The sequence below is a fragment of the Mycobacterium nebraskense genome (assembly GCF_002102255.1).
Classification (GTDB): Bacteria; Actinomycetota; Actinomycetes; order Mycobacteriales; family Mycobacteriaceae; genus Mycobacterium; species Mycobacterium nebraskense.
Genome location: NZ_LQPH01000116.1, coordinates 1 through 20,685 on the forward strand (window position 1 = coordinate 1; position 20,685 = coordinate 20,685).

General features: G+C 65.7%; 23 protein-coding genes and 4 tRNA genes. 15 read left to right on the forward strand and 12 right to left on the reverse strand.

Annotated features, from left to right (window positions below):
- Positions 1-207: 207 nt before the first annotated feature.
- From AWC17_RS13770 to AWC17_RS13785, 4 genes are all read right to left on the reverse strand, one after another.
- Positions 208-1,080, reverse strand: coding sequence for a HipA domain-containing protein (locus AWC17_RS13770; RefSeq protein WP_225336779.1), 873 nt, complete (start codon positions 1,078-1,080; stop codon positions 208-210).
- A gap of 247 nt (positions 1,081-1,327) precedes the next feature.
- A tRNA-Phe gene (locus AWC17_RS13775) sits at positions 1,328-1,404 on the reverse strand.
- A 26-nt stretch (positions 1,405-1,430) separates the two neighbouring features.
- Positions 1,431-1,507, reverse strand: a tRNA-Asp gene (locus AWC17_RS13780).
- A 29-nt stretch (positions 1,508-1,536) separates the two neighbouring features.
- Positions 1,537-1,609: transfer RNA gene (locus AWC17_RS13785), tRNA-Glu, on the reverse strand.
- 124 nt (positions 1,610-1,733) lie between these two features.
- On the opposite strand from AWC17_RS13785, the gene AWC17_RS13790 reads away from it, so the two are divergent.
- A tRNA-Lys gene (locus AWC17_RS13790) sits at positions 1,734-1,806 on the forward strand.
- A 31-nt stretch (positions 1,807-1,837) separates the two neighbouring features.
- Here the strand turns inward: AWC17_RS13790 and AWC17_RS13795 are convergent.
- Positions 1,838-2,737 (reverse strand): class I SAM-dependent methyltransferase, encoded by a 900-nt coding sequence (locus AWC17_RS13795; protein WP_046186734.1) that lies wholly within the window; start codon positions 2,735-2,737, stop codon positions 1,838-1,840.
- Between the two features lie 93 nt (positions 2,738-2,830).
- On the opposite strand from AWC17_RS13795, the gene AWC17_RS13800 reads away from it, so the two are divergent.
- From AWC17_RS13800 to AWC17_RS13810, 3 genes are read left to right on the forward strand one after another with little or no spacing between them, the layout of a single operon-like run.
- Positions 2,831-3,331 carry a nucleoside deaminase gene (locus AWC17_RS13800; RefSeq protein ID WP_046186733.1) on the forward strand — a complete coding sequence of 167 codons (501 nt, stop codon included), beginning with the start codon at positions 2,831-2,833 and terminating at the stop codon, positions 3,329-3,331.
- A 45-nt stretch (positions 3,332-3,376) separates the two neighbouring features.
- On the forward strand, positions 3,377-3,784 hold the full coding sequence (locus tag AWC17_RS13805) for an ArsR/SmtB family transcription factor (RefSeq protein ID WP_082123209.1): 408 nt from the start codon (positions 3,377-3,379) through the stop codon (positions 3,782-3,784).
- Between the two features lie 43 nt (positions 3,785-3,827).
- The gene (locus tag AWC17_RS13810; RefSeq protein ID WP_046186732.1) at positions 3,828-4,031 is read left to right on the forward strand and encodes a hypothetical protein; all 204 of its coding nucleotides are present in this window, start codon (positions 3,828-3,830) and stop codon (positions 4,029-4,031) included.
- A gap of 15 nt (positions 4,032-4,046) precedes the next feature.
- Here AWC17_RS13810 and AWC17_RS13815 read toward each other — a convergent pair whose 3' ends face one another.
- Positions 4,047-5,081 (reverse strand): oxygenase MpaB family protein, encoded by a 1,035-nt coding sequence (locus tag AWC17_RS13815; protein WP_085164787.1) that lies wholly within the window; start codon positions 5,079-5,081, stop codon positions 4,047-4,049.
- Between the two features lie 67 nt (positions 5,082-5,148).
- On the opposite strand from AWC17_RS13815, the gene AWC17_RS13820 reads away from it, so the two are divergent.
- From AWC17_RS13820 to phoU, 5 genes are all read left to right on the forward strand, one after another.
- Positions 5,149-5,754, forward strand: a complete 606-nt coding sequence (locus AWC17_RS13820) for a TetR/AcrR family transcriptional regulator (protein WP_046186625.1) — start codon at positions 5,149-5,151, stop codon at positions 5,752-5,754.
- Positions 5,755-5,933: 179 nt separating this feature from the next.
- Positions 5,934-6,956, forward strand: a complete 1,023-nt coding sequence (locus AWC17_RS13825; protein ID WP_046186624.1) for an acyl-ACP desaturase — start codon at positions 5,934-5,936, stop codon at positions 6,954-6,956.
- Positions 6,957-6,962: 6 nt separating this feature from the next.
- On the forward strand, positions 6,963-8,096 hold the full coding sequence (gene dusB / locus AWC17_RS13830) for a tRNA dihydrouridine synthase DusB (RefSeq protein WP_046186623.1): 1,134 nt from the start codon (positions 6,963-6,965) through the stop codon (positions 8,094-8,096).
- Positions 8,097-8,319: 223 nt separating this feature from the next.
- Positions 8,320-10,359 carry an LCP family protein gene (locus AWC17_RS13840; RefSeq protein ID WP_047324235.1) on the forward strand — a complete coding sequence of 680 codons (2,040 nt, stop codon included), beginning with the start codon at positions 8,320-8,322 and terminating at the stop codon, positions 10,357-10,359.
- 58 nt (positions 10,360-10,417) lie between these two features.
- Positions 10,418-11,086 (forward strand): phosphate signaling complex protein PhoU, encoded by a 669-nt coding sequence (gene phoU / locus AWC17_RS13845; protein WP_046186001.1) that lies wholly within the window; start codon positions 10,418-10,420, stop codon positions 11,084-11,086.
- 17 nt (positions 11,087-11,103) lie between these two features.
- On the opposite strand, the gene pstB is transcribed toward phoU, so the two are convergent.
- From pstB to AWC17_RS13875, 6 genes are all read right to left on the reverse strand, one after another.
- On the reverse strand, positions 11,104-11,880 hold the full coding sequence (gene pstB, locus AWC17_RS13850) for a phosphate ABC transporter ATP-binding protein PstB (protein ID WP_046186002.1): 777 nt from the start codon (positions 11,878-11,880) through the stop codon (positions 11,104-11,106).
- A 13-nt stretch (positions 11,881-11,893) separates the two neighbouring features.
- Positions 11,894-12,808, reverse strand: coding sequence for a phosphate ABC transporter permease PstA (gene pstA / locus AWC17_RS13855; protein WP_046186004.1), 915 nt, complete (start codon positions 12,806-12,808; stop codon positions 11,894-11,896).
- On the reverse strand, positions 12,805-13,833 hold the full coding sequence (gene pstC, locus AWC17_RS13860; protein ID WP_372517392.1) for a phosphate ABC transporter permease subunit PstC: 1,029 nt from the start codon (positions 13,831-13,833) through the stop codon (positions 12,805-12,807). Before pstC ends, pstA begins: the two co-directional genes overlap by 4 nt.
- A 48-nt stretch (positions 13,834-13,881) precedes the next feature.
- Complete coding sequence (gene pstS, locus AWC17_RS13865; RefSeq protein ID WP_046186005.1) at positions 13,882-15,009, reverse strand: phosphate ABC transporter substrate-binding protein PstS; 1,128 nt, start codon at positions 15,007-15,009, stop codon at positions 13,882-13,884.
- Positions 15,010-15,175: 166 nt separating this feature from the next.
- The gene (mshD, locus tag AWC17_RS13870; RefSeq protein WP_047321856.1) at positions 15,176-16,093 is read right to left on the reverse strand and encodes a mycothiol synthase; all 918 of its coding nucleotides are present in this window, start codon (positions 16,091-16,093) and stop codon (positions 15,176-15,178) included.
- Positions 16,090-16,866: a winged helix-turn-helix transcriptional regulator gene (locus AWC17_RS13875; protein ID WP_046185761.1), complete on the reverse strand. Its 777-nt coding sequence runs from the start codon at positions 16,864-16,866 to the stop codon at positions 16,090-16,092. Before AWC17_RS13875 ends, mshD begins: the two co-directional genes overlap by 4 nt.
- 175 nt (positions 16,867-17,041) lie before the next feature.
- Between AWC17_RS13875 and lmeA the strand changes: the two genes are divergently transcribed.
- From lmeA to AWC17_RS13900, 6 genes are all read left to right on the forward strand, one after another.
- Entirely contained in the window at positions 17,042-17,854 is an 813-nt protein-coding gene (lmeA, locus tag AWC17_RS13880) for a mannan chain length control protein LmeA (RefSeq protein ID WP_046185760.1), read from the forward strand.
- A 93-nt stretch (positions 17,855-17,947) separates the two neighbouring features.
- Entirely contained in the window at positions 17,948-18,037 is a 90-nt protein-coding gene (locus AWC17_RS34185; RefSeq protein WP_372517386.1) for an Ms5788A family Cys-rich leader peptide, read from the forward strand.
- A gap of 106 nt (positions 18,038-18,143) precedes the next feature.
- Complete coding sequence (locus AWC17_RS13885; protein ID WP_046185759.1) at positions 18,144-18,617, forward strand: DUF4395 domain-containing protein; 474 nt, start codon at positions 18,144-18,146, stop codon at positions 18,615-18,617.
- Positions 18,618-18,652: 35 nt separating this feature from the next.
- Entirely contained in the window at positions 18,653-19,486 is an 834-nt protein-coding gene (locus AWC17_RS13890; RefSeq protein ID WP_046185758.1) for a sulfurtransferase, read from the forward strand.
- Between the two features lies 1 nt (position 19,487).
- Positions 19,488-19,790: a DUF1416 domain-containing protein gene (locus AWC17_RS13895; RefSeq protein ID WP_046185757.1), complete on the forward strand. Its 303-nt coding sequence runs from the start codon at positions 19,488-19,490 to the stop codon at positions 19,788-19,790.
- A gap of 145 nt (positions 19,791-19,935) precedes the next feature.
- Positions 19,936-20,592 (forward strand): heme-binding beta-barrel domain-containing protein, encoded by a 657-nt coding sequence (locus AWC17_RS13900; protein ID WP_046185755.1) that lies wholly within the window; start codon positions 19,936-19,938, stop codon positions 20,590-20,592.
- The last annotated feature ends 93 nt before the right edge of the window (positions 20,593-20,685 follow it).

Genomic DNA, 20,685 nt, shown 5'->3' on the forward strand with positions numbered 1-20,685 from the left:
CACGCGATGACCTTCATTCATCCGGCTACGACACGCCGGTCATCACCGGCTCGTACACCACTCTGCTGGACGCAACTAGGTACTGGAATCGATAGCCTTTGGCACCGTGGTCTAGTACGGCCACCGGCGTAATTTAAGCGTCGCCGCCGGTTCCGCCATGCGACAGCGAAGCGTCGCGTGGCCATTGACGTCCGCGATAACAGCAATTCAGGCGAGGACATCGAGCAACCTCTCTCGATTAATCTTGACGAGTTCGACCGTGAAACGGTGCGCAGTCTCCGTCATCCCTGGGGCAGAAGCAAATAGGTCCTCAACGGTCCGCCGTTCAAGCGACAGTATCCGTTCACGCCAGTACTCGCGGGTGCTCGGTCCACAGAGTCTGATGGCGTCGCCTGCCAGGTCCACGAGTGTCTGCCAACGCGTGCCCTTGCGATGCTCAAATCGGCTCGCGTGCCCACGTTCTGCCCATTTCATCACTGTTCCGTCGCGTAAGTGCTCGGCGCGCAGTTCGTCGCTCAACGTAAAGCCGAGGCTAGCTGCGTGGTCGAAAGAGGGCTCGGATACGTCCGGCGGCGGCACAAGGACGGCCCAGTTGCGGTCGTGGCGATCTCCATGCGCGATCAACGCGTCAAACAGGAGATATCCTGCGAACGCATCGAAAGCCCGAAACGACGTAGGCATCGATGAGCCTGGCGGTGATCCAAACCGTGTGAGTGCCTGCCTGATAGAGCCGACATTGTATCCGCGCGCTTCAGGATCAGTCGGGTCGTAATCGATAACCACCTCTAGCATTAGCGCCTGCCCTGCCTGCAATTCCCACTCTGGCAATCGCACGTCTTCAACCAATGCGCCACGCACCCCGCCCCGAGTGGCTAGTTCGACCGTGGCCGCCGGCACTCCGACCAGCCGAGCCATCTCGCTTCCGAGCTTCTCCACAGTGTCTTCCCCGAGGGAACGATCGCGCTCTGGCCGTGCGGGTTTGAACAGCCAGGTACGCTCTCTCGACGGATGTTTGAGCCAGTCGTGCGGATGCTGGCCCTGGCTCTCGAGGCCAGCGACAGCCCAGTCGTCGGCAGCCACGACTGACCAGCGAACGGGCACGACGCAATTGTGCCTCGCAGGTGCTAGTGCAATCGCCACTGGCCACGCGCATGTCGCGTAGGGCTCCGCTCGAAGACAGCGGAGAGTCGAGGGGGACGGATCCGATACAGAGTTGGCAGCGACGGCACCTCGTTTTTGGCCCCATATTGGCCCCATCGCCGAGTCCGAATCGGTGATGACGAGTTCGTAGACAGAGCGAAAAGGGGCGCTGAAATGCACAGATACTTGGTGGCCAGGGGCGGGATCGAACCGCCGACCTTCCGCTTTTCAGGCGGACGCTCGTACCGACTGAGCTACCTGGCCGGAAGGCATGGAGTGCCTCGCCGAGTTGGCGACCCTGACGGGACTCGAACCCGCGACCTCCGCCGTGACAGGGCGGCGCGCTAACCAACTGCGCCACAGGGCCTTGCTGCTGCTCCACGTCGCCGCGTCGCGTACCCCCTACGGGATTCGAACCCGCGCTACCGCCTTGAAAGGGCGGCGTCCTAGGCCGCTAGACGAAGGGGGCCAGAACCGAATCTCTCCGGGGTACTCGCAACGAGGTTTCGTTGGGAGCCACGTCAGCTTAGGTCACCGCGGGCCCAATCCTCAAACGAGCCGCGTTTGGGGCCCAAGTATCCTGAATCTCCGCGGCCCCTATAGCTCAGTTGGTAGAGCTACGGACTTTTAATCCGCAGGTCCTAGGTTCGAGTCCTAGTGGGGGCACCGAAGCGTATTGGCCTCGGCAGATGGGCGCTCAGCGCCCGAGCACCGCGCTGCTGTAGGTCACGTCGGCGAAGGCTTGGGCGACTTCGTTGTCGGCGTAGACAAAGCCGTTGGCCGCATGCAGTTCCGCGACGGTCTGCGACGAAGTCCGCCAGCCGCGCTGGCCCAGGTGGTCGACGATGTGGCTGCGCTCGCCGTGATAGACGAGGTCGTTGAAGTCGACTTCGAACCCGAGCTCGCTCATCCGGTCGTGGTGCGCGCGCCAGCGCGGGTCGGCGAAAATCGCGGTGTCGGGCACGAAGTCGAACGCCAGGCGGCTCCCCGGTGCGCTCAAGGCGGTGATGTTGTCGAACAGGGCGTCCTGGGCCCCCTCGGGCAGGTACACCAATAGGCCCTCGGCGCTCCACGCCGACGGGGCCTGCGCATCGAATCCCGCATCACGCAGCGCAGTGGCCCAGTCGTCGCGCAGGTCGACCCCGACGGTGCGCCGCTCGGCGGTCGGCGCGGCACCCAGATCGTCCAGGGTCAGGGTCTTGAACTCGATCACCTCGGGCATGTCGACCTCGTAGACGACGGTGCCGGCCGGCCACGGCAGGCGGTAGGCCCGCGCGTCAAGCCCCGACGCAAGAATCACCGCCTGGCCGATGCCGCTCTGCGTTGCTTCCAGGAAGAAGGAGTCGTAAAACCTTGTGCGACAGGCCATCCCCCGCGCCATTCGCTGCGGATCGAACTCGGAAGCCCCGCCGACCGGGATTTCGCCGTTCACCAGCCGGACGTAAACGTCGATCCCAGCGGCGCGCACCAGCGGGGCTGCGTAGGGGTCGTCGATCAATTTCGCGTCGTTGGACAGGGCCCGCTGGGCGGCGACCATCGTCGCCGTCGCCCCCACGCTGGTCGCCAGATCCCAACGATCACGATCGGTGCGCGCCATGGTGCTCCCTCATCCCGATCCACAAATTAAATAGACAATCTAGTCAGTATCACAGGGCGGATTCCCAACGCCGGCGGGACTACCCTCCGACCTGTGACCGACTTCGCCCAGCGGACGATCGACCTGGCCCGCCGAAACGTCGCGGAGGGCGGTCGCCCGTTCGCGACGGTGATCGTCAAAGACGGCGAAGTCCTCGCCGAGAGCGCCAACAAAGTAGCCCAGACGAACGACCCGACCGCCCACGCGGAAATCCTCGCCATCCGCGAGGCGTGCATAAAGCTGGGCACCGAGCACCTGGTCGACAGCACGATCTACGTGATGGCGCATCCGTGTCCGATGTGTCTGGGCTCGCTGTACTACTGCTCACCCAAGGAAGTCGTCTTCCTGATCACCCGCGAGGCCTACGAGCAGTACTACCTCGACGACCGCAAGTACTTCGAGGTGTCTACCTTCTACGACGAGTTCGCCAAGAGCTGGGACCGGCGGCGCCTGCCCATGCGCTACCAACCTCAAGTCGGTGCGGTGGATGTCTATCGGTTCTGGAACGAGCGCAACGGTGGTCAGCGCCGGTCCACGGTCGTGCCGTCACCCTAAAAGCACCCGTTGGCAGCGGCGCCCGATCTTGATTAATATTTGCGTATGCATGCAGATAGTAGTGCAGACCGGTTGCCGGACGACCAGGCGAATCTGGTGGTCGAGGTCTTCCGGATGCTGGCCGACGCCACCCGCGTGCGGGTGCTGTGGTCGTTGACCGACCGCGAGATGTCGGTGAACGAACTGGCCGAGCATGTGGGCAAGCCGGCGCCGTCGGTCTCCCAGCACCTCGCGAAGCTGCGGATGGCGCGCCTGGTCCGCACCCGCCGGGAGGGAACCACGATCTTCTACAGCCTGGAGAACGACCACGTCCGTCAGCTCGTCATGGACGCGGTCTTCAACGCCGAGCACGCGGGGCCGGGCGTGCCCGGTCATCACCGCGGAGATGGCGGGCTGAAGGCCGTCAGCGAATCGGAGCTCCCGCCGAATCGGCGGCACAGCGGCACCAAGTGAAAAGCGAATCAGCGCAGCGTATTTGGCCCAAGGAGACGCATCGATGCCCGAGCAGCACACTCACGACACGCCCCATGAACACGAACACGAACATGGCGACGTCACCCATGCTCACGCACACACCACGCACGAGCATGACCACGTCCAGCACGACCACTCCCACCACCACGCCGACGGGACCGAGCACAGCCATCCGCACGTGCATCAGGCCGGCCTGGAGGACGTTCACGGTCACGCCCACGCATAACGCGGGCGGCGCCGCTCAGGAGACCGCTGGGCAGTAATGCTTCGGGTCGCCGCGCTCGTCCATGGGCGGCAGGTTGCGCGCGGGCGTCTGCACCAGCGGTGTGTCGGCCGGGATTCGCCCGGCCGCGCGGTCGAAGCCCGCGCGGGCGCGCGGGTGCTTACGGAATCGGCTCGGCACGAACGCGAAGACCCCGCGAACGACGTCGCCGAAGCGGCGGTGTAACCATTCGTCGCGCCGCGACCACCCGTAGCCCATCAACTCGCGAACCGGGGGGTCGTACAGGCCAACGGTCACCCAGACGAAGAATGGCGCGAGCAGTTTGCGCTGCGCGGCCCACAACCACTGCGGAACCCATTGCGCGAACGGCGGTTTGGGGAGCTCGGTGAGGTCGAGCACGGCGCGCGCGGCGAAGTTGTCCTCGAGCACGTTGCGGCACATATGGTCCCAGTAGACCTGGAATTCCTCCCACGACGCGGGGACGGGCCGCATGCTCATGCCGTACATCCGGTACCAGTCGACGTGTTCGTCGAACAGCTGGCGTTTCTGCGCTTCGGTCAGGCCGCCGCAGAACCGCTCGGCCACATGGATGGTGCCGACGAAGAATGTGGCGTGGGCCCAATAGAACACATCGGGGTTCAACGCGTGGTAGCGGCGGCCCTGTTCGTCGACACCCTTGATGTCGGTGTGGTAGTCGCGCACCTCGGTCCCGGTGACCGGGGCGCGGTCACCGTCGAAGACGACGCCACCGATCGGATACAAGGACCGCAGCAGACGCTGCCACCGCTCCCGAAAGAACGTCGAATGGTCGATGACGGCCGCGCCCAGCTGGGGGTGCATGTTCTGCATCGACCCGGCCCACGGGCCCTGCAGCATGCCGCGCCAATCGCCGAAGTACCGCCAAGTCAGCGATTCGGGGCCCAACGGGAGTGGTGGCGCGTCATAACCGAGGGGCGATACCGGGCAGCCGCCGGCCAAGCCGGCGGTGGTGGCCGAATCGCCGCGCGAGACGTCGCTGGTCAGCGAGCGGGTTTCGGACGTATGTTGAGTCACTATTGGATTCCTGTAGGTATCTGCAAAACTGACTACATGCGTTGTCAGTTTCAAGCTTAGGAGCGATGTGCAGTCCGGTCAACGTCGTGGCCGTTGGACCGGCATCCCCTTGGGGGATCGCCTCGCCCTCCGTCGCGACAACCTCATCGCCGCCGGTGTGCAATTGCTCGGCAGCGGCAGCCGATCGGCGCTGACCGTGCGCGCGGTATGCCGGAAGGCCGCGCTGACCGAACGCTACTTCTACGAAAGCTTCTCCGACCGTGACGAATTCGTGCGCGCGGTCTACGACGATGTATGCACGCGCGCAATGAACACGCTCACGTCGGCGAATACCCCACGAGAGGCCGTCGAAAAGTTCGTCGAGCTGATGGTCGACGACCCGGTCCGCGGGCGCGTGCTGTTGCTGGCGCCGGCTGTCGAACCGATACTGACCCGCTCAGGCGCGGAGTGGATGCCCAACTTCATCGACCTGCTGCAGCGCAAGCTATCCCGGATCGGCGATCCGGTGCTGCAGAAAATGATCGCCACCAGCCTGGTCGGCGGCCTGTCGAGCCTGTTCACCGCCTACCTGAACGGACAGCTCGGCGCGACGCGCAAACAATTCATCGACTACTGCGTCAACATGCTGTACATCACGGCGGCCCCGTACGTGCCCGCCCCCGACCTGGGGTAGCCGACCGGCTATTTACCGGCTGCGCCGCGGCGGCAAACCGTAGAACCTGGGCGTGTTGCCCGGGCGCGCTCAAAATATGGCATCCAACTGTTATGCGGCGCGCGGCCAGGCAGCTTGATGCTACTGAAGTACACAGATATATTGACTGCTACCCGTCGACACAGATAACCGGAGGCCTTATGTCAGCGGAGCTGACAAACCTACAGCTGCTGCACGAGCTCGAACCGGTGGTCGAGAAATGCCTCAACCGGCACGAGAGCATGCACAAGAACTGGAACCCGCACGACTACATCCCGTGGTCGGACGGCAAGAACTTCTACGCGCTCGGCGGCCAGAATTGGCACCCCGAGGAGAGCAAGCTCTCCGACCTCGCCCAGGTGGCGATGGTGCAGAACCTGATGACGGAAGACAACCTGCCGTCATATCACCGCGAGATCGCGATGAACTTCGGCTTGGACGGCCCGTGGGGCCAGTGGGTGAACCGGTGGACCGCCGAAGAGAACCGGCACGGCATCGCGCTGCGCGACTACCTGGTGGTGACCCGCGCCGTCGACCCGATCGAACTCGAGAAGCTGCGCATCGAGGTGGTGAACCGGGGCTTCAGCCCGGGCCAGAACCAGCAGATTCGAGCCGACCTGTTCGCAGAGAGCCTGTTCGACTCGGTCATCTACGTGACGTTCCAGGAGCTGGCGACCCGGATCTCGCACCGCAACACCGGGAAGGCCTGCAACGAGACGATCGCCGACCAGTTGCTGGCCAAGATCTCGGCCGACGAAAACCTGCACATGATCTTCTACCGCGATGTCAGCGACGCCGGCTTCACTGCGGCGCCCAACCAGGCGATGAGGTCGCTGCACAAGGTGCTGCGCAATTTCCAGATGCCGGGCTATCAGGTCCCAGAATTCCGGCGCAAGGCCGTGTTCATCGCCGTCGGGGGGGTCTACGACCCCCGCATCCACCTCGACGACGTGGTCATGCCGGTGCTGAAGAAGTGGCGCATTTTCGAGCGCGAGGACTTCACCGGTGACGCGGCGGCGATGCGCGACGACCTTGCCCTGCTGATCAAGGAACTCGAGCAGGCCTGCGACAAGTTCGAGGTATCGAAGCAGCGCCAGCTCGACCGGGAAGCCCGCACAGGCAAGAAGACCACGGCGTGCGAGCTGCACCAGACTGCGGGCAAACTGATGATGAGCCGCCGGTAACCAGCCTTGCGCATCGGTCCCATCACACTCGCCAGCCCGGTGGTGCTGGCCCCGATGGCGGGTGTGACCAACGTCGCATTCCGGACCCTATGTCGTGAACTGGAACACGCGAAGGTCGGCACCGTCAGCGGGCTGTACGTCTGCGAGATGGTGACCGCTCGCGCACTCGTCGAGCGGCATCCGGTCACCATGCACATGACCACCTTCGCCCCGGACGAGTCGCCACGCTCGTTGCAGCTCTACACGGTCGATCCGGCGACCACGTACGCCGCCGCCAAAATGATCGCCGACGAGGATTTGGCCGACCACATCGACATGAATTTCGGCTGTCCGGTACCCAAGGTCACCAAACGCGGCGGCGGGGCGGCGCTGCCGTACAAGCGACGGCTGTTCGGGCAGATCGTCGCGGCGGCCGTGCGCGCCACCGAAGGCACCCAGATCCCGGTGACCGTCAAGTTCCGCGTCGGCATCGACGACGAGCACCGCACCCACCTCGACGCCGGCCGCATCGCCGAGGCGGAGGGCGCCGCCGCGGTCGCCCTGCACGCCCGCACGGCGGCTCAGCGCTACTCCGGGACCGCCGATTGGGAGCAGATCGCCCTGCTCAAGCAACACGTGCGGACGATTCCGGTGCTGGGCAACGGCGACATCTACGACGCCAGCGATGCCCTGACGATGATGGCCACCACCGGATGCGACGGCGTCGTGATCGGCCGCGGCTGCCTGGGCCGACCCTGGCTTTTCGCCGAGCTCTCGGCCGCGTTCACCGATAGCCCCGCCCCCACCCCGCCCACGCTGGGCGAGGTCGCCGACATCGTCCGCCGACACGGGCAGTTGCTGGCCGCGCACTTCGGCGAGGACAAGGGCATGCGCGACATCCGCAAGCACACCGGCTGGTACCTGCACGGCTTTCCTGCCGGCTCGGAACTGCGCCGAGCGCTGGCGATGGTCACGACCCTCGACGAACTCGATTCGCTGCTAAGCCAATTGGACGGCGCCGTCCCATTCCCGGACGCGGCGACCGGCCCCCGGGGCCGCCAGGGCTCACCCGCCCGGGTGGCACTGCCTGAAGGCTGGCTCACCGACCCGGACGACTGCACCGTGCCGGCCGGCGCCGACGTGATGCACTCCGGCGGCTGATCGACCGCTCGAAATCGCGTTCGGGCCGATAACTCAGTACCATGTGGACCTTGCTGCATTGCGCGTTACTGCGGCGGATCGGTAACGCGCCGCCGCCCGAGCGCGACAAAGGAGTGCGACCCACGGGTGGCACGAGCCTCAGCGCTGACAACGCCAAGCGCTGGGCCGACATCGCGCACGGACACGCTGACATCCGCAACAGAGCTTCGGAGGCCGGTAAGACATGAGTGACGCCGAGGACGACGCCACTCCCGGCGCTCGGCATGCTGCGCTGGGCGCCGCCCCCTGGGAGCGGTTCTCGGAGCCGCCGTCCGACTACAGCCTCCACCTCTGGCAGACCGAGACCGCGGTCGAGCCCACCCGGCCTCGAGCAGCCGATGACCAAGAATCCGGGTCCCACGCGGGAGGCGCGGTCAGCGTCGCCGACCTGATCGCGAAACTCGGTGCCCCCTCAACCGGCCGGTCCACTCACCACCGCGTCGAGCCGGACATCGAACCCGCCCTCGAACCAGCCGAAGCCGAATCGGACCTGCCGGTAGAGCTGCAGGAAACCCAGGTGATCGAGGACCTGGCCTACTCACTCGATGTGATCTCGGAGCTCCCCGACCTCGAGCCCGCCGACCATCGGAACGGCGACGGGTCCCCATCCGACGGGACCCCGCACGCTGATCAGCGGAAAACGCGGCACCGCCACCGGCCGCTGCTGCTTGCCGCGCGCTCGGTGGCGGCGCTGCTCGCCTTGCTCGCCGTCGCCATGACCGGCGGGGCGTGGCAATGGAGTACGTCGAAGAACGCCCGCCTCAACACCATCAACGCCCTTGACCCGCAGTCGGACGACATTCGCGACCGCAACGGACAATACGGTGACGAAGACTTCTTGATCGTCGGCATGGACTCCCGCTCCGGCGACAACGCCAACATGGGCGCCGGAAGCACCGACGACGCGGGCGGCGCCCGGTCTGACACCGTGATGCTGGTCAACATTCCGGCCAACCGCAAACGCGTGGTGGCGGTGTCTTTCCCCCGCGACCTCGCGATCACCCCGATGCAGTGCGAGGCATGGAACCCGGAGACGGGTAAGTACGGGCCCCTCTACGACGCGAAGACCAAGACCTGGGGCCCGAAGATGGTCTACACCGAGACCAAACTGAACTCGGCATTCGCCTTCGGCGGACCGAAATGCCTGGTGAAGGAAATCCAGAAGCTGTCCGGTTTGAGCATCAACCGCTTCATCGCCGTCGACTTCGCCGGCTTCGCGAAGATGGTCGACGCCCTGGGCGGTGTCGAGGTGTGCTCGAAATCCGCACTGCACGACTACGAGCTGGGCACGGTGCTCGAACACGGCGGCCGCCAGGTCCTGGACGGCCCAACCGCCCTGAATTATGTGCGAGCCCGCCAGGTCACCACCGAAACCAACGGGGACTACGGCCGCATCAAACGCCAGCAGCTGTTCCTGTCATCGCTGCTGCGCTCATTGATCTCCGAGGACACGCTGCTTGACCTCAACAAGCTCAACAATGTCGTCAACATGTTCATCAGCGACACCGTCGTCGACAACGTGCAGTCAAAGGACTTGATCCAACTCGGTCAGTCGCTGCAGGGTATGGCGGCCGGGCACGTGACGTTCGTCACCGTCCCGACCGGCGTAACGGACCAGAACGGCGACGAGCCGCCGCGCATGGCCGATATGCGCGCGCTGTTCGACGCCATCATCAACGACGATCCGCTGCCCGAGGAAAACGACCAGAACGCAAAGAATCTGGGGACCTCCGACGACACGTCGGGGCGTACGAAGGCGCCCGCCACCAAGCAGGCACCAGCCCCCACGGCGGCCCCCGAGGCTCGGCACGAGCAGGTGACCACGACCACGCCGGGCGATGTCACGGTACGGGTCTCCAACGCCACGACGCAGAGCGGTTTGGCGGCCACCGCGACCAGCCAGCTCAAGCGGGACGGCTTCAACGTGATGACGCCGGACGATTATCCGAGTTCGGTGAACACGACGACGGTGTTGTTCTCACCCGGCAACGAACAGGCCGCGGCGACCGTGGCGTCCTCTTTCGCCAATGCGAAAGTCCAGCGGGTCTCCGGCTACGGGCAGGTCGTTCAGGTGGTGCTCGGACCCGACTTCAAGTCGGTCGCCACTCCTCAACCGAGCGGATCGTCGATCAGCTTGCAGATCGAACGCGGGTCGGGCAGCGCCCCGGCCAAGCTGCCCGAGGACCTGACCGTCACCAACGCCGCCGACACCACCTGCGAGTAAGCGCATTTGGCGGCGCTGCACCGCCCGTTTTCGGCGCCGAGAACGTAGGCTTGGCGTCATGCGGACCGCCTACCATGAGCAGCTCTCGGAGTTATCCGAGCGGCTAGGCGAGATGTGCGGGCTGGCAGGCATCGCCATGGAGCGGGCCACCCAAGCCCTGCTGCAGGCCGATCTGGTGCTGGCCGAACAGGTGATTTCCGACCACGAAAAGATCGCCACGTTGAGCGCCCGCGCCGAGGAAAGCGCCTTCGTGCTGCTGGCCTTGCAGGCACCGGTCGCCGGTGATCTGAGATCGATCGTGAGCGCCATTCAGATGGTGGCCGATATCGACCGGATGGGCGCGCTGGCCCTGCACGTCGCGAAGATCGCTCGCCGCCGGCATCCCCAGCACGCGTTGCCCGAAGAGGTCAATGGCTACTTCGCCGAAATGGGCAGGGTCGCAGTCGAGTTGGGCAACAGCGCGCAAGAGGTGGTGATGTCACGCGATCCGGAGAAAGCGGCCCGGATTCGCGAAGAGGACGACGCCATGGACGATCTGCACCGCCATCTGTTCTCGGTGTTGATGGACCGTGAATGGAAGTACGGTGTGGCGGCCGCCGTCGACGTGACCCTGCTGGGCCGGTTCTACGAGCGCTTCGCCGACCACGCCGTCGAAGTGGCGAGGCGCGTCATCTTCCAGGCGACCGGCAAACTGCCCGAAGAAGAAACGAAGCCCGCCTCGCAGTAAGCGAAAGCACACCCTGACTAGCCGAAGCGGCCGGAGATGTAGTCCTCTGTCGCCTTCTGGCTCGGGTTGGAGAAGATCTTCTCGGTGTCGTCGACTTCGATCAACCGTCCCGGCTTTCCGACCGCTTCCAGGTTGAAGAACGCGGTGTAGTCGCTGACTCGGGCTGCCTGCTGCATGTTGTGGGTGACGATGACGATCGTGTAGTCCTGCTTCAGCTCGCTGATCAGCTCCTCGATGGCCATCGTCGAGATCGGGTCCAGCGCGGAGCACGGCTCGTCCATGAGCAGCACGTCCGGCTGCACGGCGATCGCCCGCGCGATGCACAAGCGCTGCTGCTGGCCGCCGGACAATCCGCCGCCGGGCCTGTCCAACCGATCCTTGACCTCGTCCCACAGGTTCGCGCCGCGCAGCGAGTATTCAGCCGTCTCGTCGAGCACCTTGCGATTGCGCACGCCCTGCAGCTTCAAACCGGCGACCACGTTGTCACGAATCGACATGGCAGGGAACGGGTTCGGCCGCTGAAAGACCATTCCGATCGCCCGGCGCACGCCGACCGGGTCGACGCCGGCGCCGTAGATGTCCTCGTCGTCGAGGAGCACGCTGCCCTCAACCCTGCCGCCGGGGACCACCTCATGCATCCGGTTGAGGGTGCGCAGCACCGTCGTCTTACCGCAGCCTGACGGGCCGATGAACGCAGTCACACTGCGGGGAAGGATCGACAGCGTCACATCCCCTACCGCATGAAACGAACCGTAGTAGATGTTGACGGCTTTGAGGTCCAACCGCTTGGCCACTTAGTGCTCCTGCCTATGACTTCTTGGCGCCAAGGAATTTCGCTATTACTCGGGCCCCGATGTTGATGGTGGCGATCACCAGGATGAGGGTTAGGGCGGCACCCCACAACCGATCCGTGGGGACCGGGTTGACGCCGGCGCCGGCGCTGGTCTGGTTGTACATCATGCCTGGCAGCGTCCCCATGAATCCACTGAAGATGTCGAAGTTCATGGATTGCGCATAGCCGACGAGAATCAGCAACGGGGCCGTCTCGCCCATCACCCTGGCCACCGCCAGCATGATGCCCGTGATGATGCCGGAGACCCCGGTGGGCAGCACGACCCTGATGATCGTCCTCCACTTCGGGATGCCCAGCGCGTAGCTGGCCTCGCGAAGATCCACCGGAACGATTCGCAGCATCTCCTCGGTGGCTCGCACGATCACCGGAAGCATCAACAGGACCAGCGCGAGGGACACCGCGAACTCGGAGCGGGGAAGACCGAACGTCGCCACGAACAGCGCGTAAACAAACAATGCCGCCACGATCGAGGGCACTCCGCTCAGGATGTCCACCATGAACGTGGCCAGCCTTCCCAGCGGGGTGCCGCCACCGTATTCGGCCAGATAGATGGCGAGCATGAGGCCGATCGGGATCGAGATCAGCGCGCATACCAATCCTTGCAGCACGGTGCCCACGATCGCGTGGTACGCGCCGCCACCGCCCACGAAGGCCGTCATGCCCGCTTGGGAATGCGTCCACCAAACGGTCGATGTGATCGCTTTGAAGCCCTTGGCGATCGCCGAGTGCAGCACCAACAGCAAGGGCATCACCGCGATCACCGTTGACAGCGAAACCAGCACCATCGCAACGTGATCCGCGACCCGGCGGCGCCGGCTGGGCCTGGCGAACGTGCGCGGCTTCAGCGGGCGGTCCAACATCGAGGTCATCGGCCGCCCCATCTCGTTCCGGCGGCGCCACGCGCCAGGGCGTCGACCACGAAGGTGAGCACGAAGAGCGCCAGCCCGGCGGCGATGTACGCGCCGGCCTTGTACTGGTCATTGAATTGCGCTGCGGCCCCCGCGATTTTGGTCGCGACGGTGGAGCCGCCGTCGAACAGCGACCAGCCGAACGCCGCCTGGGTTCCCCGCAAGATGATCAGCAGCGCGACCGTCTCACCCATGGCGCGGCCCAGCCCCAGCACCGCTGCGCTGATGTATCCCGACCGCCCGAACGGCAGCACGATCGTCTTCACCACTTCCCAACGGGTGGCGCCGAGCGCCAGCACGGCCTCGATCTGCTCCTGTGGTGCCTGGATGAACACCTCGCGGGTGACGGCGGTGATGATCGGCAGGATCATCACCGCCAGCACGACGCCGCCGGTGAAAATGGTGCCGCCGCCGGCCACCGACGCGTTGCCGTCGGCGAACAGGAAGCACCACCCCATGGAGTGGTTCAGCAAGGTGGCCAGGGGTCGCAGCTGCGGCGCCAGCACATACAGGCCCCACGCACCGTAGATGATGGAGGGAACCCCGGCCAGTAGATCGACCGCGTAGGCCAGAGGGCCGGCAGCGCGCCGCGACGAGTACTGCGTGAGGAAGATGGCGACGCCCAGCGCGACTGGCATAGCCAGGATCAACGCGAACGCGGACACGAACACAGTGACCTTAAGCAGATCGGAGATGCCGAAGTGCATCGCCGAGGTGTCGGTGGTGACCCAGTTGCCGCCGTAGCTGAAGAAGTTCTCGCGGTTGCGCTTCAATGCCGGTACCGCGCGCAGCAGCAGGAATCCGCCGATTGCCCCCATCACCACCACAATCAGCAAACCCGAACCGTTGGCGAGCCAACGGAATGCCCGATCCCCGACGTTCGGGCTTGCATCCCCCCACGGGCTGATCGGTACCACCGGCGCCTCCGGAAAGGCCGCAGCAACGGTCGCGCCCGAACCGGCGTCGATCGGGTTTGGCGTAGTCACTGTGATCCCGGCACAGTTCTGTCGCTCCTTAAGTCCGGGGCCACTTGGTTACTGCAGGGCGTTGATCGCGGCGACGAGTCGCTCTTTGACCTTATCGGGCAGCGGGACGTAGCCGGCCGATGGAAGATCGGTCTGCCCGCTGCCGGCGGCCGCCGTGAGGAACGACTTGATCGCCCCGGAGGTGTCCGGGCCGGAACCCTTCGAGCACACGATCTCGTACGTCGCCAGCACCAACGGGTAGGCACCCGGGTCCTGGGAGCTGTACATCGAGTGGAGGTCGAGCACCAGGTCATTGCCGTCGGCCACGAATTTGGCCGCCTTCACGGCGTTTCCGGCCGTCTCGTTGGTGAGCGGGACTACGGCGCCCTTATTGGTGGCGATCCGGGCGTACGGCATACCGCCCTGGTCGGCAAAGCCCTTCTCGACGTATCCGATGGCGCCCGGGGTGGCCCGCACGGCCTGAACGACACCGGCCGACTTCGCGGCGCCCTCGCCCACCCCGCCCTGAAACTCGGTGCCTACGCCTTTGGTCCAGCTCTGCGGTGCGGCGGCCGTCAGATATTTCTGCATGTTGTCGGTGGTCCCCGACGAGTCAGTCCGGTAGATCGGCGTGATCTTGGTGTCGGGCAGCACGACGCCGGGATTGAGGGCCGCCAGGATCGGGTCATTCCAGGCCGTGATCCGTCCGCTGAATATCTTGGCCAGCGCGTCACTACTCACCACCAAAGCCGGGACTCCGGCCAGGTTGTACACCAATGCGATCGGGCCGAAGACCAACGGCAAGTCCCACGCCGGGTTTCCGTCGCAGCGTGCGGAGGCCGGACCGATTTGGTCCGCGGCCAGCGGGGAGTCCGCGCCCGCGAAGTCGACATGGTCGGCGATGAACTGCTCGCGGCCGGCACCCGAACCGGTTGGGTTGTACGACACGGTCTTGCCCGGGCAGTACTGGCCCCAGACCTGGTTGAACAACGCCATCGCGTTTTGTTGAGCCGTCGAGCCTTCCGCCGTCAGCTTGTTCTTGCCGCTACATCCCGCCGTGCCCGTGGCCCCGGAGGCGACCGCCGGGGACGCGCCTCGGCGGTTCTGGTCGTTGCCACAGCCAGTCGATACGCCGCTAGCGACTGTCACCACCAGGGCCAGCCCCGCCAGCGCTCTTCCTCCCCTGTCGAGCCTCACCGATCTCGCTTCCTGACGCATTCGGACCGCGTGTGCGCCGCCGGCCATCTCCCAAAAGGTTGCCAGGTCGTCGCGAAAATATGCTCCGACGCAGCCGACGGCAACGTCTGACTAGCAAGCGCAGGTGAACAACGGGGGCTAGGGGGCCCGCTGCCTGCGTATCTGGTCAGTCAGCGGCCGGGGCGACGGCGTAGGCGGTGTCCACGCTGTAGGTGCTGAAGCCCAGGCGCTGGTAGGTGCGCACCGCGGCGACGTTGTCCGACTCCACGTAGAGCAGCACGGTCGGTTCGGCCGACCCGGCCAGCCGGTGCGCCAACGACTCGATGCCGATGGCCGTGACCATCTGCCCTATCCCCCGGCCCTGCGCCGACGGGTCGACGCCCACGACGTAGACCTCCCCCAGGCCCGGTTGATCGGGATGCACCTTGGTCCAGTGGAAGCCCAGCAGCTTGCCCGTCTGATCGGTTTCGGACTCGTCGAACGCAAGAAACAAACCTGCCGGGTCGAACCACGGTTCGTTCCGGCGCTCGGCCAGCTGGAGTTCGGTCCAGCCGCCCTGTTCCGGGTGGTCGGCGAAGGCGGCGTTGTTGACGCGCAGCAGCTCAGCGTCATCGGCGGTGCCCGCGTAGGTGCGGATCCGCACGCCGGGCACGGGGCGCACCAAGTCGCGGATGTCACGCAGCGTGCGTCGCATCTGCAGCAGCTCACGTACCGGGATCAGACCCAGAGCGGAGGCGGCGGCCCGGGCCGGCTCGAGGGTGCCGTGCGCCCAGAACCGGTTGCGCCCGGCGGTCTCGGCCAACGCCGCGCGCGCCAGCGCCGTCCCGAAACCATGCCGCCGGACCCGCGGGTGCACGACGAGTTCCGCCATTCCGGCATCAGCATCGCGCGAGAGATTCAGGTAGCCGACGATCACGTCGGTCTCGATGATGACCAGATGCCCGGTGCGGTCGTGCGCGAGCTCGCGCAGCACTTGTTCGCCGACAGGCGCCACCCCATCGAATTCCGTTGCCGCCGTGACGAGTTCACGCACTTGCCGCTGCTCGTCCGCGGTCAGTGTCGAGCGCCAGGCGGGGGCGGTCACTGACTGCGCAGCGGGTCGCCCAGCGGCTCTTGCAAATCTTCGGAGTCGGACTCGACATCGTCGGCGGCTTCGTCCTCAGCGGGGTCCGCGATAGGCGCGCGGCCGCGTGCCGGCCGGACGGCCTTGTACCCGACGTTGCGGACGGTTCCGATCAATGCCTCGTATTCGGGGCCGAGTTTGGCGCGCAGTCGACGCACGTGCACATCCACCGTGCGAGTGCCGCCGAAGAAGTCGTATCCCCACACCTCGTGTAGCAGCTGGGCTCGGGTGAACACGCGCCCAGCATGCTGGGCCAGGTACTTGAGCAACTCGAACTCTTTGTAGGTCAGGTCGAGCGGGCGGCCCCGCAGCCTCGCGGTGTAGGTGCCCTCGTCGATCACCAGCTCACCCAGGCTCACCTTGCCGGCGCTTTCCTGATCGGCCAGCCCCCCGCGACGACCGATCACCAGCCGCAGCCTGGCGTCGATCTCGGCGGGCCCGGTGCTCGGCAGCAGGATCTCGTCCAGCCCCCAATCGGGGCTGACCGCCACCAGGCCGCCTTCGCTCACGACAGCCAAGACGGGGACCGACCGGCCCGCGGTGCTCAACAGCCGGCAAAGCCCGCGCGCCGACGACAGGTCGGTGCGGGCGTCCACGAGCACGGCGTCCGCCGTCCCCGCCTCGAGCAACGAGGACGGTTCCGCCGGCGCCGTCCGGACGGTGTGCGGAAGCAGCGATAACGACGGCAGGACCGGGTCGGGATGCAGCTCCGAGGTCAGCAGTAATAGCTCCAACTAGCCCCTCCAGCTCGGGGGAACGGCATCTTCACAATTCGCAACGCAACAACGCGTTAGTTGCCAGGACATCTAACGATAACTTGCCACCTGCCACTTTTGCGTGGTGACGATGCAGTGTGAGCCCCGCCACCCGGCGGTCCGCGACACGGCGGGCAGAGGGTTACGCGACAATATGCGCGTGCGCAAGGTGCTGATCGCGGTCGCGGCAGCGGCGATCGCTGTGGTCGTGGTTGCGCTCGGTGCCGTCGCCATCGACTACGGGAGCAGCATCTACGCCGAATACCGGCTCTCGTGCAGCGTGCGCAAAGCGGCAAACCTGAGGTCCGACCCGTTCGTGGCCATCGTGGCGTTCCCGTTCATCCCGCAGGCGATGCGCGACCACTACAACCAGCTGGAGATCAAGGCCAACGCCGTCGACCATGCGACGGTCGGCAAGGCCACCCTCGAAGCCACGATGTACTCGGTCGATCTGACTCACACGTCTTGGCTGATCAGGCCCGATGCGAAGCTGCCGGTGGGCAAACTGGAGAGCCGCATCATCATCGGCTCCACGCAGCTGGGCCGGTATATGGGCATCAGCGATTTGATGGTTGAGGCGCCCCCCAAGGAAACCAACACCGCTACCGGCGGCGTCACCGCGTCGGGCATCTCCGACAGCCACGGTCTGGTGTTCAGCGGCACCCCACATTCGGCCAACTTCGAGCACCGGGTCAGCGTCTCGGTGGACCTTTCCATCGCCCCGGACGACCAGGCGACGCTGGTGATCACGCCGACCGGCGTCCTGACCGGGCCGGATACCGCGGACCAAGCTGTCCCGGATGACAAGCGGGATGCGGTGTTGCGCGCCTTCACCACCAGGGTGCCCAACCAGCGGCTTCCGTTCGGGGTGGCGCCGAAGACCGAAGGGGCGCGCGGCTCCGACGTCATCATCGAGGGCATCAGCTACGGAATTACCGTCAATCTGGACGGCTTCAGGCAGTCGTGACCCCGTCATGACTGCCTGAAGCCGAGGGTCTGCGGTCCGCGCGGCAACCGCCGCTGATTTGATCGCTGCCCGTCATTCGGTAAGCTTGCCGACGTGCCAGCCCGCTTTGAGCCCCTGCTCACCCAACGCCGCGCAGTCGATCTGTGCCGCACCGCGGGCTGTTGCTGTCGCTGTAGCTGCTGAGTCGCCGCGCCTTTTCGCGTCGCGCTCGGAGCAGCCCCGGAACTTTACCGTGGCCCGTCTCCCGTCGTTCCTTCCTAAAGCAACAGGCGTATCCAGGAGTAGTACCGTGCCGAGCAGCAACACCACCAACACCCAGCCAGACACCGTCGACGTGCGCGGCCCAAGGTTCGCCGCCTGGGTTACGACCGCAGTCCTGGCGATCACGCTCGCCGTGTCCGCCGCCAGCCCGTTGGCGGCGGCGGTCATTCTGGGCGTGCAGGCCATCATCTTCGCCATCGGCGCCGTCGGCGGCCCCCGCAAGCACCCGTATGGGCGGATATTCGCCAGTGTCGTGGCACCCCGCCTCGGGCCCGTCAAGGAACGCGAACCGGTCGCGCCGCTGAAGTTCGCCCAATTCGTCGGCCTGATCTTCGCGCTCGCGGGCGTCGCCGCGTTCGCCGCGGGCGCCTTCTTGATCGGCGTCATCGCCACCGCCGCAGCGCTCACCGCCGCCTTCCTCAACGCCGCCTTCGGCATCTGCCTGGGCTGCCAGCTCTATCCCCTGGTCGCGCGTTTCCGAGGCGCAGCGCGCACCGCATGACCTGTTCATAGCAAGCGATCGAAAGGATCTCCCGTATGGCACGCTCCGATGTCCTGGTCTCCGCGGACTGGGCCGAGAGCAATCTCGACGCCGCCGGCGTCGTCTTCGTCGAAGTCGACGAGGACACCTGCGCATACGACACCGGCCACCTCCCCGGCGCGATCAGGCTGGACTGGCGTTCCGATTTGCAGGACCCGGTCAAGCGCGACTTCGTCGACGCGCAGCAATTCTCGAAACTGCTCAGCGAACGCGGCGTCTCCAATGACGACACCGTGATCCTCTACGGCGGCAACAACAACTGGTTCGCCGCCTACGCCTACTGGTACTTCAAGCTGTATGGCCACGTCGGCGTCAAGCTGCTCGACGGCGGCCGCAAAAAGTGGGAACTCGACGGGCGCGCGCTGTCCAGGGACACGGTCAGCCGGCCGGCCACCTCGTACACCGCCGCCGCACCGGACAACACCATCCGGGCGTTCCGCGACGAGGTCATCGCGGCCATCCACGCCAAGAACCTGGTCGACGTGCGTTCGCCCGACGAGTTCTCCGGCAAGATCCTGGCGCCGGCGCATCTGCCACAGGAGCAGAGCCAGCGGCCCGGCCACATCCCCGAGGCGATCAACGTGCCGTGGAGCAGGGCCGCCAACGAGGATGGCACCTTCAAGTCCGACGAGGAGCTGGCCAAGCTGTACGCCGATGCCGGTCTGGACGGCACCAAGGAAACGATCGCGTACTGCCGAATCGGGGAGCGTTCGTCGCATACCTGGTTCGTGCTCAGGGAATTACTCGGCCACAAAAACGTCAAGAACTACGACGGAAGTTGGACGGAATACGGCTCCCTGGTGGGTGCCCCGATTGAGTTGGGAAGCTGATATGTGCTCTGCCCCGAAGCAAGGCGTGACGTTGCCCGCCAGCGTCGACTTGGAGAAGGAGACGGTGATCACCGGCCGCGTCGTGGATAGCGACGGCCAGGCGGTGGGTGGCGCGTTCGTCCGCTTGCTCGACTCGTCGGACGAGTTCACGGCCGAGGTCGTCGCGTCGGCCACGGGTGACTTCCGGTTCTTCGCGGCGCCGGGATCCTGGACGCTGCGTGCGTTGTCGGCGGCCGGTAACGGGAACGCGGTAGTGGCCCCGTCGGGCGCGGGCATCCACGAGGTGGACGTCAAGATCGCCTGAGAGCCCGGCTGCCCCGACCGGGATCGCGCGGGACGAATAGACTTGTCCCCGTGGTGCTCTTCTTCGAGATCATGCTGGTCGCGTCGGTCGTGGTGATCTCATGGTTCGCGCTGTACACGCTGTACCGGCTCATCACTGACGAATCGTGACTTCTGACGAACCATTGAGTTCTGCGAGCTCCCGCGATCGCGCGGTGGCTGCCGCCGCTGAGCGCGCCAAGCTGACCGCCGGCCGCAACATCCCCGCCTTCGACGATCTGCCGCTTCCTGCCGACACCGCCAACCTGCGTGAAGGCGCCAACCTCCACGATGCATTGCTGGCGCTGCTGCCGCTGGTCGGTGTGTGGCGCGGACAAGGCGAGGGCCGTGGACATGACGGGGATTACCGGTTCGGCCAGCAGATCGTGGTGTCGCACGACGGCGGCGATTACCTGAATTGGGAATCTCGTTCGTGGCGGCTCGATGAGACGGGCGACTACCAGGAACACGGCTTGCGCGAGACGGGGTTCTGGCGCTTTGTCAGCGATCCCGACGACCCGAGCGAATCTCAGGCCATCGAGCTGCTATTGGCCCATTCGGCCGGCTACGTCGAACTGTTCTACGGACGGCCGCTTACCCAGTCGTCGTGGGAGCTGGTGACCGATGCACTGGCCCGCAGCCGATCGGGCGTGCTTGTCGGTGGCGCCAAACGGCTCTACGGCATCGTCGAGGGCGGCGACCTTGCCTATGTCGAGGAACGGGTCGACGCCGACGGCGGCCTGGTGCCCCACCTTTCGGCGCGGCTCTCGCGGTACGCCGGATAACCGCCGACCTGTTGCCCGCCTGGGTAACTCGGCGGTGCGCACCGGCCCGAGATCGTTGCGTTCGGCCGATCTTTTGCGTGTACTGTTCGACGT